The 13667-nt window shown below is 72.6% G+C and carries 13 protein-coding genes, 1 tRNA gene and 2 pseudogenes; 9 read left to right on the forward strand and 7 right to left on the reverse strand.

The features are described 5' to 3' along the window. Nucleotides 1-25: 25 nt before the first annotated feature. A complete protein-coding gene (locus tag O7606_RS17525; RefSeq protein WP_281595105.1) occupies nt 26-1060 on the reverse strand; it encodes an EamA family transporter in 1035 nt (344 codons plus the stop codon). Between the two features lie 116 nt (nt 1061-1176). Here O7606_RS17525 and O7606_RS17530 point away from each other — a divergent pair, with 116 nt between their 5' ends. Beyond that, nucleotides 1177-1791, forward strand: a complete 615-nt coding sequence (locus O7606_RS17530; protein ID WP_281595106.1) for a CGNR zinc finger domain-containing protein — start codon at nt 1177-1179, stop codon at nt 1789-1791. Between the two features lie 40 nt (nt 1792-1831). Here the strand turns inward: O7606_RS17530 and O7606_RS17535 are convergent, their stop codons facing one another. After that, nucleotides 1832-2917, reverse strand: a complete 1086-nt coding sequence (locus O7606_RS17535; RefSeq protein WP_281595107.1) for an NAD-dependent epimerase/dehydratase family protein — start codon at nt 2915-2917, stop codon at nt 1832-1834. Nucleotides 2918-3117: 200 nt separating this feature from the next. Here O7606_RS17535 and O7606_RS17540 point away from each other — a divergent pair, with 200 nt between their 5' ends. The 3 genes from O7606_RS17540 to O7606_RS17550 all read left to right on the forward strand — a co-directional run bounded on the left by O7606_RS17540 (nt 3118) and on the right by O7606_RS17550 (nt 6323). Next, nucleotides 3118-3645, forward strand: coding sequence for a MarR family transcriptional regulator (locus tag O7606_RS17540; RefSeq protein WP_281595108.1), 528 nt, complete (start codon nt 3118-3120; stop codon nt 3643-3645). After that, on the forward strand, nt 3642-4871 hold the full coding sequence (locus O7606_RS17545) for an epoxide hydrolase family protein (protein WP_281595109.1): 1230 nt from the start codon (nt 3642-3644) through the stop codon (nt 4869-4871). Before O7606_RS17540 ends, O7606_RS17545 begins: the two co-directional genes overlap by 4 nt. 159 nt (nt 4872-5030) lie before the next feature. Next, nucleotides 5031-6323 (forward strand): GAF domain-containing protein, encoded by a 1293-nt coding sequence (locus O7606_RS17550; RefSeq protein WP_281595110.1) that lies wholly within the window; start codon nt 5031-5033, stop codon nt 6321-6323. A 63-nt stretch (nt 6324-6386) separates the two neighbouring features. Here the strand turns inward: O7606_RS17550 and O7606_RS17555 are convergent, their stop codons facing one another. Further along, nucleotides 6387-7118, reverse strand: coding sequence for a methyltransferase domain-containing protein (locus O7606_RS17555; RefSeq protein WP_281595111.1), 732 nt, complete (start codon nt 7116-7118; stop codon nt 6387-6389). A gap of 220 nt (nt 7119-7338) precedes the next feature. After that, complete coding sequence (locus O7606_RS17560; protein ID WP_281595112.1) at nt 7339-8079, reverse strand: alpha/beta hydrolase; 741 nt, start codon at nt 8077-8079, stop codon at nt 7339-7341. Nucleotides 8080-8871: 792 nt separating this feature from the next. On the opposite strand from O7606_RS17560, the gene O7606_RS17565 reads away from it, so the two are divergent. Continuing rightward, nucleotides 8872-8947: transfer RNA gene (locus tag O7606_RS17565), tRNA-Lys, on the forward strand. Between the two features lie 353 nt (nt 8948-9300). Here O7606_RS17565 and O7606_RS17570 read toward each other — a convergent pair. Continuing rightward, nucleotides 9301-9960, reverse strand: coding sequence for a class I SAM-dependent methyltransferase (locus tag O7606_RS17570; protein WP_281599738.1), 660 nt, complete (start codon nt 9958-9960; stop codon nt 9301-9303). 199 nt (nt 9961-10159) lie between these two features. Between O7606_RS17570 and O7606_RS17575 the strand changes: the two genes are divergently transcribed. Together O7606_RS17575 and O7606_RS17580 are read left to right on the forward strand one after the other, a co-directional pair. Beyond that, nucleotides 10160-10615, forward strand: coding sequence for an NUDIX domain-containing protein (locus O7606_RS17575; RefSeq protein ID WP_281595113.1), 456 nt, complete (start codon nt 10160-10162; stop codon nt 10613-10615). Nucleotides 10616-10661: 46 nt separating this feature from the next. Further along, entirely contained in the window at nt 10662-10853 is a 192-nt protein-coding gene (locus O7606_RS17580; RefSeq protein ID WP_281595114.1) for a hypothetical protein, read from the forward strand. Nucleotides 10854-10908: 55 nt separating this feature from the next. Here the strand turns inward: O7606_RS17580 and O7606_RS17585 are convergent. Beyond that, nucleotides 10909-11184: pseudogene (locus O7606_RS17585) on the reverse strand (helix-turn-helix domain-containing protein); the annotation flags it as partial. 2 nt (nt 11185-11186) lie between these two features. On the opposite strand from O7606_RS17585, the pseudogene O7606_RS17590 reads away from it, so the two are divergent. Beyond that, nucleotides 11187-11948, forward strand: a pseudogene (locus tag O7606_RS17590) (oxidoreductase); the annotation flags it as partial. Between the two features lie 32 nt (nt 11949-11980). Here the strand turns inward: O7606_RS17590 and O7606_RS17595 are convergent. Then, nucleotides 11981-13075 (reverse strand): bifunctional NAD(P)H-dependent oxidoreductase/GNAT family N-acetyltransferase, encoded by a 1095-nt coding sequence (locus tag O7606_RS17595; RefSeq protein WP_281595115.1) that lies wholly within the window; start codon nt 13073-13075, stop codon nt 11981-11983. A 57-nt stretch (nt 13076-13132) separates the two neighbouring features. Here O7606_RS17595 and O7606_RS17600 point away from each other — a divergent pair, with 57 nt between their 5' ends. Further along, nucleotides 13133-13582 (forward strand): MarR family winged helix-turn-helix transcriptional regulator, encoded by a 450-nt coding sequence (locus tag O7606_RS17600; protein ID WP_281595116.1) that lies wholly within the window; start codon nt 13133-13135, stop codon nt 13580-13582. Nucleotides 13583-13667 lie beyond the last annotated feature (85 nt).

The following is a 13667-nucleotide window of genomic DNA, read 5'->3' on the forward strand; positions in this document are numbered from 1 at the left end:
TCACGGAACGGGCCTCCGGCGCTGGTCAACCCACCCGAAGTCGTTGCAGATAGACCACCGCGCCGATGACGAGCACCCCGCCGGCGATCTGCACCGCGTTGAGCGTCTGGCCGAGCCAGCTCCACGCGAGCGCGGCGCTGAACACCGGCTCCAGGCTGATGTTCACCGCCCCGGCGTGCGCGCCGACCCGGGCGGTGCCCCAGGAGAAGAGCACGAAGGGGGCCAACGTGCCCAGCACGGCGACGAACAGCACGCCGGGCAGCAGGTCGTGCCGGGTCACGATCTCCGGTACGCCCTGTGGCGCGAAGTACGCCAGCCAGGCCACGCCGGAGACGGCGAAGGCGTACGTGTTGGCCCGCAGCGCCCCGTACCGGCGGGTGGCCCGACTGCCCAGCACGGAGAAGGCGGCGACGCCGGCGGCGGTGGCGATGCCGAAGCCGACGCCGAGCAGGTCCACCTGGCCCAGCGGCGTGGTCGGCAGCTCCACCACCAGGGCGACCCCGGCGAGGGCGAGGAGCAGGCCGACGACGATCCGGACGCCGAGCCGGGCCCGGCCGAGCAGCACCAGCCAGCCGACCACGAAGGCCGGGGCGAGGTTCTGCAGCACCATGGCCACCGCCACCGGCAGGTGGCTGATGGCCAGGAAGAGACACACGTTGGCGACCGCGATCGCCAGGCCGAAGGCGATCACCAACGGCCAGTCGATCGGCTCGCGGCGACGCTGCCCGGCGGACCGCCGGACGACGGCGAGCAGCAGGCCGAGCCCGAGGAGGGTGATCAGGGTGCGGGCCGCGACCAGCTCCGCGGGGCGCAGGCCGCCGTCGAACAGGTCGCTGGCGACGGTGCCACCGAACCCCCAGAGCGCGGTGGCCACGACGACCGCGAGCAGCCCGAGCCGCCCTCCGGCGCGGCCGGGCGGATCGTCCGTCGACCGGGCCGGTCCACCGGGTGGATCGTCCGTCGGCCGGGCCGGGACGCGGCCGGGCGGATCGTCCGTGGACCGGGGCGGGCCGGGGCGGTCGTCGGTGGGTGAGGAGGACGTCTCGGCGGATGCCGTCATGGGATCACCTCGGCTGGGCTGGCGGGTGAGGTCGCGGTCGCGGTGAGTGGTACCCGCTGTCGATCCGACTGTAACCTGTAAAAGCATTTACCGGTTACTGATACGGATGGAGCATCATGAAACGCCAAGAGGCGCCCGGTCAGCTCGAAGTCGTACGGTCCTTCCTCAACACCCTCGACCTGGAGCTGCGGGTCGACCGGCTCGACACCACGCACGGCCTGGCGGACTGGCTCGCCGGGCAGCTTCCCGACCTCGGGGTCGACCCGCCGTCCGAGCAGGACCGCAGGTCGGTGGTGGCGCTGCGCGACGCGCTCCGCGCCGTCCTCGCCGACACCCCCGCCCACGACGGCGGCCCCGGGACCAGCAGCGGACCCGGGACCAGCGGCGGGCCAGGCGGCAGCGCGTCGGGCACGGGGGCCGTCGACGCGCTCGACCGGCTGATCGCCGGGCTGCCCCTGCGGCTGTCCTTCGCCGGCACGATGACGCCCCGGCTCGGATCCACCCGCCGGGGCGTCGACGCCGTGCTGGCCCGGCTGCTGGAGATCGTGATGGTCGCGACGATCGACGGCGCCTGGGCGCGGTTGAAGATGTGCCCGGCCGACGACTGCCGGTGGGTCTTCTACGACAACGCCCGCAACCGGATGGGCGTCTGGTGCCAGATGACCGAGTGCGGCAACCGGCGCAAGGTACGCGAACACCGGTCCCGGCGACGCTCCGCCCCCACGGGCTGACCGGCGTCGACCCCGCCACCGCCCGCCACCGCGACGGCCGTCAGTACGGGTTGCCCTCGCCGGCCGGACGTCCCCGGACCAGCCCGCCGGGGCGACCCGCCAGATCCTCCCGGCCGGACATCGGCGGGCTGTCCGTGTGGTCGCCCCCGGCCATGCCGGCGAAGAGCTCCCGCAACGCGGCGAGCGCGTCGGTGCGGGGACGCCAGCCCAGCTCGGTCCCGGCCCGCTCGCTGGACATCAGCGGGGCGTCCAGGGCGAGCTGGACCCAGCCCGGGTCGACCGGCTGCAACCGGGCCCGCCAGCTCAACGCCGCCGCCGTCCGCAGCACCGGCGCGGCGACCGGCACCGTCCAGCCGTGGAAGTGCCGGGCCACCAGCTCCGGGGTGAGCACCGGGTCGGCCGCCACGTTGAACGCGCCGCGCGCGTCCGGCGAGAGCAGCGCCCGCGCGTACGCGTCGGCGACGTCGTCGGCGTGCACCGCCTGCAGCCGCAGCCGACGGTGGGTGGGCACCAGCGGGATGCGCCCGTAGCGCAGCAGCCGCACCGGGGCGAACGGGCCGAGGAAGTACCGGGTGATCTCGGTGGCCGCGTCCCGCTGGAAGATCAACCCCGGGCGGAGCCGGACGATCCGCAACTCGTCGTGCTGCCGTTCCACCCCGTCCAGCAGCTCCTCCACCTGCGCCTTGTGCTGGCTGTAGGAGGAGCCGGGCACCCCGGTCGTCGGCCAGCGTTCGCTCACCGGACGATCCTTCGGGCCGGGCGCGTAGGCGCCGACCGACGAGGCGTACGCCAGCGCGGGCACCCCGGCCCGGAGCACCGCCTCGACCACCGCGCGGCTGCCGCCGACGTTGGTCCGGCGCAGGACCTCCTGATCGTGACTGGGTTGGATCTGCCAGGCCAGGTGCACGACCGCGTCGGCCCCGGCGAACACCCCGGTCAGCCGGTCGACCGCGCCCGCCTCCCCCACGTCGCAGGAGTGCCAGGCCACCCCGTCGTACGGCGCGCCGGCCGTCGGGGCGGGCAGTCGCCGGGCCACCCCCACCAGTTCCAGCCCCGGCTCCCGGCGCAACCGGCGCAACAGGGCGGTGCCGGCGTTCCCGCTCGCTCCCACGATCACGATCCGCATGACGGGTGCCGTACCCGGTGTGGTCGTCGCCAACCGCGCGACCGGCCCCGGAGCTGTCAGGGGCGGGGTCGTGGCGTTCCCGTACCCCGATCCGCGCCCGGCCCGGCCGGCGTTGGGACCGGGGCGGACGACGTCCCCGGGCGCCGGAGAGCCCGCCGCCTCCGTCGGCGATTTACATCGAGTATTGATATGGTTTCCGGGTGACCGGCGGGCAGACGGACGACGCGTTCGACGTCGACCGGCTGGTGACGGCGATCGAGGATTTCAACACGGTGTTCATCCGGCTCGCGTCGGTGCACCGGATGAGCTTCTCGACGCTGTCGGTGCTGCACAGCCTGTCCCGGGGCGGGCCGATGCGGCTGACCGACCTGCTGGCCACCGAGCAGATCAAGCAGCCCGCCCTGACCAGCCTGGTCGCGAAGCTGGCCGCGGCCGGTCTGGTGTCCCGACGGCCCGACCCGAGCGACGGCCGGGCGGTCCTGCTGTCGTTGACGCCGGCCGGTGAGCAGGTCGTCCGGTCCCGGCACGCCGAACGGGTGACGCGGCTGGCCCGGCTCACCGACCGGCTGGACGAACGCGACCGGGCCGTGCTCGCCGACGCCCGGGCGGTGCTGTCCCGGCTGGTCGCCATCGCCCACGACCCGCTGGCCCCGCCACCGGACGACCCGCCGGCCCCGCCACTGGACGACCCGCCGGCCCGGCCACGCGCACGAAGGAGGACGACGTGACCCGACCCGTCGTGGAGTCGACGCCGATCCACGTGCCCGAGGGGGTGCTGGTCGACCTGCGCCGCCGGCTGCTCGCCACGAAATGGCCGTTGGACGCCGGCAACCAGGACGGCTACTACGGCGTACGCCGCAGCTACCTGGAGGAGCTCGTCGGGTACTGGGCGGACGGGTTCGACTGGCGGGCCGCCGAACGGGCCATCAACGCCTACGACCACTACCGGGTCGACATCGCCGGAGCGCCGGTGCACTTCCTGCGCCGGCCGGGCGTCGGCCCGAACCCGGTGCCGTTGATCCTCAGCCACGGCTGGCCCTGGACGTTCTGGCACTGGTCGAAGGTCATCGACCCGCTGGCCGATCCGGCCGCGTTCGGTGGCGACCCCGCCGACGCGTTCGACGTGATCGTGCCGTCCCTGCCCGGGTTCGGGTTCTCCACGCCGTTGCCCGACCGGCCGGACATGAACTTCTGGAAGATCGCTGACATCTGGCACGAGCTGATGACCGACGTGCTCGGTTTCGAGCGGTACGCCGCCGCGGGCTGCGACGTCGGCGCCCTGGTCACCGGGCAGCTCGGCCACAAGTACGCCGACGAGCTGTACGCCGTCCACATCGGATCGGCCCTGAAGCTGACCCTGTTCAACGGCGACCTCGGCTGGAACATCTCCAGCAGCCAGCCCATCCCGGAGGGTCTGCCGCCGGCCGTCCGCGCCGAGGTCGTCGCGCGGCAGAAGCGGTTCGCCGTCCACCTGGCCGCGCACGTACTGGACCCGAGCACGCTGTCCTACGGGCTCGCCGACTCACCAGTGGGGATGCTGGCCTGGCTGCTCGAACGCTGGGACAACTGGTCCGACGACCACGGCGACGTGGAGGCGGTGTTCAGCCGGGACGACCTGCTCACGCACGCCACGATCTACTGGGCCGGCAACGCCGTCGACACCTCGATCCGCACCTACGCCAACAACAACCGCTACCCCTGGAGCCCGGTCCACGACCGCTGGCCGGTCGTCGAGGCCCCCACCGGCATCACCTTCGTCGGCTACGAGAACCCACCCGGCGTCACCACCAACGAGCAGCGGGTCCGCAGCTTCCTCGACAGCGACCGGGCCGCCTGGTACCACCACGTGAACGTCACCGCCCACGACCACGGCGGGCACTTCATCCCCTGGGAGATCCCCGACGGGTGGGTCGACGACCTCCGCCGTACCCTGCGTGGGCGCCGCCCCACCTGAGCGGCGGGCGGCGGGCGTCGTGCCGGGTGGGAGCGGGTCGACGGCGGGGCCCCGGGCAGCGTCCCGCCGGTCTTCGGCGCATACTTCTGGCCATCGGCTCAGCGGGCCCGGGGCACGGGCCCGCCGGTCGCGCACATCCGTGGAGAGGCAGGCCATCCCATGACGGCGGCAGCAGACCGACGCCCCACCGCTGCGCGGCAGGCGGCGGGCGGACCGGCGGCGGACGAGGATCTGCGCGCGTTGTTCGGGCAGTCCATCGCCGTCTACGCGTCGCTGGCGGGGCCGACACACCTGCTGGAGACGGCGAACCCGGCCTTCTTCGCCGCCATCGGCGGCGGGGACCGGGCCCGTACCGGGGTGCCGATCGCCGAGCTGATGCCCGAGCTGGCCGGTCAGGGCTTCACCGCCCTGCTGGACGAGGTCTACCGCACCGGTGAGGCCTACACCGGCCGCGACGCGCGGGTCGTGCTGGGCGCCGGCACGCAGGCGCGGGAGGCGTTCTTCGACTTCACGTACGAACCGCGCCGCGACGACCACGGCGACGTGACCGGCATCCGGGTGATCGGCGTGGAGACCACCCAGATCAAGCAGGCCCAGCGGTTGCTTGCCGAACACGGCGCCCTGCTCGAACAGATCGCCCGGCAGGCGCCCCTCGGCGAGGTGCTGGACGGGATGGCCCGCTGCATCGAGAACCTGACGCCGGACGTGCTGGTGTCCGTCCTGCTCGCCGACGCCGACGGCCGGCGGCTGCGCCACGGCGCCGCGCCCAGCCTGCCCGACTTCTACAACGAGGCCATCGACGGGATCGCCACCGGCGAAGGCGTCGGCTCCTGCGGCACCGCCGCCCACCGGCGGGAACCGGTCGTCGTCACCGACATCGCCACCGACCCGTTCTGGGACGACTTCCGGGAGCTGGCCGAGCGGGCCGGGCTGGCCGCCTGCTGGTCCACGCCGATCCTGGCCCGCGACGGCAGCCTGCTGGGCACCTTCGCCATGTACCACCGGGGCCCACGCGTCCCCGCGGACACCGACCTCGCCCTGGCCCGGGTCTTCGCCGGCACCGCGGCCCTGGCCATCGAATGCCACCACATCGAGCAGGCGCGGCTGGCCGCCGAGGCCCGCGCCGAGGCGGCCCGCGCCGAACTGGCCATGGCGGTACGCGCGGAACGCGAGCTGCGCGCCGAGGCCGAGCAGCGGGCCACCGCCGCCGCAGAGCTCGCCGACCGGCTACGCGCCGCCGCCGCCGCGCAGGCCGCCAGGCCGCACCCGGAGCGCTGCCAGCTCGGCGGCTCGGCCGGGTGCGCCGCCCCGGCCGAGATCAAGATCGCCGATTCCTGGGGCGACTCCGCGTGGGGCTGCAACGCTCACGTCGAGGAGGCCATCCTCAACGTCCGGTCGGTCTTCATCGCCAGCGAGGACCTCGGCGGCCTGGCCGCCTACCTCAACCGCTGAAGCTCGGTCAGCGATGTGACATCGGGCCGGCGGCCCGCCCGTCGCGGCCCCTCGACGCCCCGCTCAGGTCAGGACGAGGAGATCCAAGGCGTCGACCACCGGCCCGGTCTCATGTCGCGCTGCCTCGCGCAGCCGGGCCAGACCTGCCGCGTACTCGTCGTCGCCGATCAGTTGCAGCGGGGTGTGCGCCTCTCGGCGTAGCGTCCTCGCGGCCTCTGCCAGGGAGGTCGCGGTCACCTGCGGCACCTGCTCGAAGCCGACGGTGCCGAACCGCGCGACACCGAGGGCCGCTTCGACGTCGGCCACGCCGGGGTAGGAGTCGAGCACCCGGACGGCTTCGGGAAACCAGCGGAACAGGGTGATCGCCTGGTGTCGTCCGGCGAACGCGGAACGGATCAGCACCCGACCGCCGGGGCGCAGCACCCGACGCAGCTCCCGGGCCGCGCGGGTCAGATCCGGCACGTGGTGGACGACCGTGGAGAGCCATACGGCGTCGACGCTGCCATCCCTGAGCGGAACGTGCTCGGCGTCGCCGGCAACCACCGGCCGGTACACCGAACGGGCGCGCATCGCCTCCGCGGGCTCGACCGCGACGACCTCGACGCGGTCGTACCAGGCGGTGAAGGCCTGCGCCCACCTGCCGGTGCCCGAGCCCAGGTCGAGCACCCGCACGCCCGGGCGGGGATCGAGATGCCGGGCCACCGCCTCCCGCCAGGCCGACAGCCCGTCGTCGGCGAGGTGACGGGTCGCCTCGAACGCCGCGGCGTCTGTGTCGTCGTACGCGATTCGGGCCATGGGTCGACCCAACCGCCGGCGCCCCCGGTCGCGCAAGGACACCGTGCTGTGACGCACCGCTCACGGTGAAGGACCGCCGGCGGGCTGACGCAGGTAAGGCGGCATGGGCACCGCCGGCTCGATCTGCGACTCCGCCAGACCCGGAGGGCCGGGACCCGCCCGCGGTGAGCTGCATGCCGACCGGCGCGCTGCTGACCTGACGGGCGGGCCCGGCCTGCGGTCAGCGCAGGTGCCGGGCGAAGAACCCGGCCGCGTCCTCCCCTGCGAAGTGCGGGACGCCGGTGTGTCCGCCCATGTTGGCGTGCAGCGTCTTCTCCTTGGCGCCGAAGGCGTCGAACAGGTCCAGGGCCGCCTGCCGGTCGTTGCCTTCGTCATCCCACTGCAACAGGACATGCAACGGAATGGTGACCTGTCGGGCCTCCTCGAACATGGCGCGGGGCACGAAGCTCCCGGCGAAGAGGCCGGCGGCCACGATGCGTGGCTCGACCACCGCAAGCCGGATGCCGATGGAGATCACTCCCCCCGAGTACCCGACCGGGCCGCCGATCTCGGGCAGCGACAGCAGGGCGTCCAGGGCGGCCTGCCATTCCGGGACCGCCCTGTCGACGAGCGGGAGGACGAGAGCGTCGATGATGTCGTCGCTGACCGGCCCGCCGGCCTCCATGGCCTGGCGCAGGTCGGCGCGGGCCTGCTCGGCGGCGGCCCAGCGGGGCCGGTCACCGCTGCCCGGAAGCTCGATGGTGGCCGCGGCGAAGCCGTCCGCGGCGGCGTGAGCGGCCCGAGCCGCCAGACGGGGGTACATCTTGTGCAGTCCCAGCGGGGGGTGGCCGAGCAGGATCAGCGGAACCGGCGCGGAGGCGGAGGCGGACGCGGGCGTCCACAGGATGCCGGGGATCTCGCCGAGAGTGAACGTGCGCTCGAGGACGCCGTCGTCGAGACGCTGTTCGGAAGTGAATCGCATGGTCGTGCCTTTCGGGGAGTGCTCGTGAAACGGCGCTCCCGGACGACCTATCGCCCGACCGTGACCCCGCAGGGGAGCACCCATGTCGAAACGTTCACGGGTACCACCTCCTCGGTCTCTCGCACGGTCTCCGGCAAACTAGCAGCAGCCGGCGCGACCCGCCAACCGTTTTTCTGTCCAGCGACGTTCCTGCTGGCCCGTTGGCTGGCGGTTGGCGTGACATCGCCGGTAGGCGAGGATCCTCTACAGAATCCAGCGATCGGGTCGCGAAGCCGTCGAGTCGCGGAACATCCGAGCACCCACCGAGCACCCCACGCCGGTTATCGCGTCAGCGCCGACCGTGGCCGCGAGCCCCATCGATTACCGCTACCGGGGTGCCCCACTGCGACAACCCGGCCAGAGTGACGATCCTGTCGTGCGACGACGGCTACCGCCCGCTTCGCCCGGACGGCACCGGCCATCCCTCTGCCGCACCGCCCCGACGGGGATTCACAGATCCCGACGCCGACGTGACCGTCAACCACTCCTCCATCACCAGCACCGGAGACACCTAACACCACGGTCATCGCCGAACTCGACGTCGAACGCGCCAAAGCCCAGGCCACCGCCAACCTCATCCCCCGCCGCCAGAAACGACCAGCCTGAACCCGGACCCGCCACCGGCCGGGAGCCGCCACGCCCACAGCCCCGCAGACCGGACGGCCCCACACAGGCCCTGGGAGGAGAGCCCGAGCACAGACCCACCGGCCCCGAGCGGCAGACCCGGGTGTTCGGGTAGCCTGATGGACCAGCGGGCCGTTAGCTCAATCGGCAGAGCTGAGGACTTTTAATCCTTAGGTTCTGGGTTCGAGTCCCAGGCGGCCCACCACGTGAGCTGGGAAATAGGCAGACGTCGCTACAGTTTCTCGGCTCGACGTGCGCCATTCGTCCGAGTTGACCTGTTCCTGGGCGAGCACCCACCGAGCACCCGACCGCGGGTAGGCGTCTCCGGCTGCCTGCCGACGCCGGGCAGTCGACTTCGCGGGCCCAGCCGCGTTCGGTGGCGTCGGCGAAGAATTGTTCCTCGGTGCGCAGGCCGACCGCATCCCCGCATCCGCGGCCTCCTCGACGAACTCGGCTCCGCCGCACCAGCCAACTCACGCAACGGCAACGAGGCAGCCGCACACCAGGAGTGATGATCCGCGTAGAGGACTCCGCGCGTTCTCAGTGGCGATCCACGCACTACGGGTTCGCGGATCCGATCTTGCGGACCAGCATGTACCCGTACGAGGGCTCTGCTTCTTCGGGCGGGGTGCTGCCCTGAAAAACCACGGCGAAACCGGCGGCCTTGAAGCGGTCCTCCATCTCCCGCGCCGAGAGCCAGTACCGATCGAAGTCGATGCCAAGACTGCCGACGCGGCTACCGGGACCGTTACGATGCCCGGTCCCGTCACCGTGCTTGAACGCCGCCACCAGGTAGCCGCCCGGCCGCACGACCCGGGCCAGCTCGGCGAACGCCCGTACCCGGGCGTCCGGCGCCAGAAAGATCAACGAAAACCAGCACACCACCCCGGCCAGCGACTCGTCCCCGAACGGCAGCTCCCGCAGATCGGCGACCTCGTACCCGAAGCCCGGATGCTCCCGCCGCGCCACCTCCACCATCCCTGGCGACAGATCCACCCCGCGCGGCGACAGGCCCCGGCCCGCGAGGTACGGAAGAAGTCGCCCGGTGCCGCAGCCCACGTCCGCGACCTCCGAACCCACGGCCAAGGTCAGCTCGGCGAACAGGTCGAGCATCGCCCGCTCGACCGGCATGCTTTCCAGCACCCCGACCAGGTTCTTCGCATACCACTCCGACAGCACGTTGTGCACGTCCCGCAGTTCCTCGGTACTGGCGTCCATCCCAGCGCTGCCCCTCCCCGTCGTCGCCATCGCGGCGGCGAATCTACCCCGGGACGCCGAGCTGGACCCAGAAGACGACGTCCGACTCCACCCGCCGCCGAGGTCGCACTGTGGAACGAGCCGATCGCGGCAGAGCCGGATGTCGGCGCGTGACCTGTGGCTGGAGGAGCTTGTCCTATCCCTGTGCTCCAATCCCGTCATGCATGTCGTCGTCTGCGGCGCACTCGTGAAGAACGGCGCGGTCCTGCTGGTACACCGCAGCCCGACCCGCCGGGCATACCCGAATCTCTGGGATCTGCCCGGGGGGCACGTCGAAGCGGGCGAGTCGGAACCACAGGCCCTCGCCCGTGAGATGCACGAGGAGCTAGGAATTCACATTGTGGCGGAGTCCTCGTCACGGTTGGGCGACCTGCGCGCCGGCAGTGGCGAGAACGCCGTCAACGTGGGTGTCTGGCACATCGGAGACTGGGCCGGTTCTCCCACCAATCGTGCATCTGACGAGCATGACGACATCGCATGGGTCGGGATCAGCGAACTGGGTGACCTTCCCCTTGTGTTTGGCGCCCTGCCGGCACTGCTTCGTCCCCTGTCTGTGCCTGACCGGCTGCCTCGTAGCGGCGAAGCACGGAGAACCGCATCGCCGGGCGGCCCGTAGATCCATCGCTGCTCCGACGGTTGGCGCCCGCGCACGTCCGGGCCGGGTGACCCTTCCCTTCCCGGCGACCGCGTCACTACGGCTGTGCGGGTACCGGGTGCCCGCCGGAGAGCAGGGCACGGGCAAACCCACCGGGGTCTTCGCGTACGGCCGGATCCTCCCGCCCGAGCAGGGCGTGCCGGTGGCGCGGGCGCTGACCACGCTTCCCCCGGCCTGCGCCTGCGCGGATGTCCGCTGACGGGTTCGCGGTGTCACGAGCCGCCGACGATGCCGGTGGCGGCGAGATCTAGGGTTCAGGCGGCGCCGTCGTCGTACGTCGCCCGGTGGGCGAGCACGTCGTCCATGTGCGTCTCGGCCCAGCCCTTGAGGCCACGTGTCACCTGGTGCAGGGAGAGGCCGAGGTCGGTCAGCTCGTAGGTGACCGTCACGGGCACGGTCGGCGTCACCGTACGGGTGATCAGACCGTCGCGTTCCAGGGAGCGCAGCGTCTGGGTCAGCATCTTCGGGCTGGCCCCGGCCAGCAGGCGGGCGAGCTCCGAGTAGCGCGACGGCCGGGGCTCACCGGCGCAGACCGCCGGCCGACCGCGCGGGCGCGCTCGCCGTCCTCCGCGAGGCCGTCGAGCTCGGCGTCACCCACATCGACACCGCCGACGCGTACGGGCCACACGTCACCAACCAACTGATCCGCGAGGCGCTGTACCCGTACCCGGACACGCTGCACATCGCGACCAAGGTCGGCGCGACCCGCGACCAGCAGGGCGGCTGGCCTCCGGCCCGGGATCCGGAGAGCCTGCGTCGGGCCGTGCACGAGAACCTCGACAACCTCGGTCTCGACGTGCTCGACCTGGTCAACCTCCGGCTCGGCGACGCCGAGGGCCCCCGTCCCGGGTCGGTCGTCGAGGCGTTCGAGACGCTCGTCGGGCTCCAGCGGCAGGGCCTGATCCGGCATCTCGGGGTGAGCAACGCGACGCCGGAGCAGGTCGCCGAGGCGCAGACGATCGCGCCCGTCGTGTGCGTGCAGAACATGTACAACCTCGCGTGCCGTCAGGACGACGAGCTGATCGACGCGCTCGCCGGGCAGGGCATCGCGTACGTGCCGTTCTTCCCGCTCGGCGGTTTCAGCCCGTTGCAGTCCTCGGCGCTCTCGGCCGTGGCCGCCCGCCGGGAGACCACCCCGATGTCCGTCGCCCTGGCCTGGCTGCTGCGGCGCTCGCCGAACATCCTGCTGATCCCCGGCACCTCGTCCACGGCGCACCTGCGGGAGAACGTCGCGGGCGCGGGGCTCCAGCTTTCCGACGACGACCTGGCCGAGCTGGACAGGATCGGCCGTTAGGTCGAGCGTCCGGGCGCGCCGGCCGGGTGGACTCAGGCGCTGGGCTGCCGCTTTCTGGTGAGGCGGACACTGCCGTCCGGCACGCCGGCGGCGGGGGCGAGGGCGTAGCCGGCGCGTTCGTACAGTCTGATGTTGCGCTCGCTGCGGTGGCCGGTGAACAGCTCGCAGCGGGTGGTCCCCTCGGGGGCCTGGGCCTCGGCGTACGCGAGCAGCCAGCCGCCGATACCCTGGCCCGCCTGGTCGGGAGCGACCATGAGGCGGCCGATCGTCCAGGTCGGCCCGTCCGCCCGGGCCCGGACGGCCGCGACGAGGCGACCGTGTCGGCGGACCCGCCACGTCTGCCAGGTCGACGTCGAGGCGCGCAGGTCGTCGAGGGTCTCCCGGAGCGGTGGCAGGTCGAGGGTGTCGTTGGCGAGGGCTTCCTGCACCCAGCAGCATCGTTGCAGCACCAGCAGCTCGGCGAGGTCGTCGGGCCGGACCGGGGCCAGGGTGAGCCCGTCCACCGGCCCGGGGACGCTGGTGTCGTCGGGGCCGGCGTCGGCGCGCAGGGACCGGGTGGCCTCGGCCACCCGGGTCAGCTCACGCAGCAACCCCTGAGCGCCTTCGTCGAGTTTCGCGGACCGGACGACCTGCCCCTCGGGGATGCTGTCGGGGATGCGGAGGGCGACGGCGGCGCCGATGGGCAGCATTCTCAGGGTGGTGACGACCTGCTTGGCCATCTGCGCCGACCGGGTGCCGGCCGAGGTGTTGCCGTAGCTGACGAACCCCACGGGCTTCCACGCCCACTCGTGGTAGAGGAAGTCGAAGGCGTTCTTCAGCACCGCCGGCATGCCGAAGTTGTACTCGGGCGTGACCACCACGAACGCGTCGGCTGCGGCCACCCGGCGGCTCCACGCGCGGGTGTGCTCGTGGACGTAGCCGCCGCTGGCGGGGTGCTCGGGCTCGTCGAGCAGCGGCAGCCCGACGTCGGCGAGGTCGGCGACGTCGATGGTGAGGCCGGCGGCGGTGGCCACCGGGACGGTCGCCCGGACGAACCAGGCGGCGACCGCCGGCGCCAGCCGTCCGGGGCGGGTGCTTCCCACGACGACGAGGACGCGGAGGGGCGCGGGCGACGGTGTCGGTGACATGTCAACGACCGTACCCGGCATTTCTGTGACATGTCAACGAGCTGTTAGGGTGACGACGTGGACGTTGCCTGGCTGAGTGACGACGAGGAACGGGCATGGCGCGCGTTCCGGCGTCTGCTGACCGCGTTACCGGCCCGGCTCGGCCGGGACCTGGCCCACGACTCGGGGCTGTCACCGGCGGACTACGAGGTGCTGAGCACGCTGTCGGAGAAGCCGGACCGCCGGTGGGCGCTTCGGGACCTGGCGGCCAAGATGGAGTGGTCACGCAGCCGGCTCTCCCACCACGCGACCCGCATGCAGGGGCGCGGGCTGGTCGACAAGGAGCCGGATCCGCAGGACGCCCGGGGCTGCGTCCTGCGCCTGACCGACGACGGCTTCCGGGTGTTGGAGGACGCCGCGCCGCGCCACGTCGTCTCGGTACGCGCGCGTTTTCTCGATCATCTGAGCCCCGCCGAGCTCGCGGCGCTGCGGGAGCTGTCGACCCGGATCGCCGACCTGCCCGACTGACGGTCGGCGGCGGGTCGACCGCCTGGGCGGGCCTCCCCGGCGCGCCCGGGCCCCGCTCGCCTGGCCGCTGACCTGCGCGGCGAAT

This window comes from Micromonospora sp. WMMD882, from assembly GCF_027497255.1.
Classification (GTDB): domain Bacteria; phylum Actinomycetota; class Actinomycetes; order Mycobacteriales; family Micromonosporaceae; genus Micromonospora.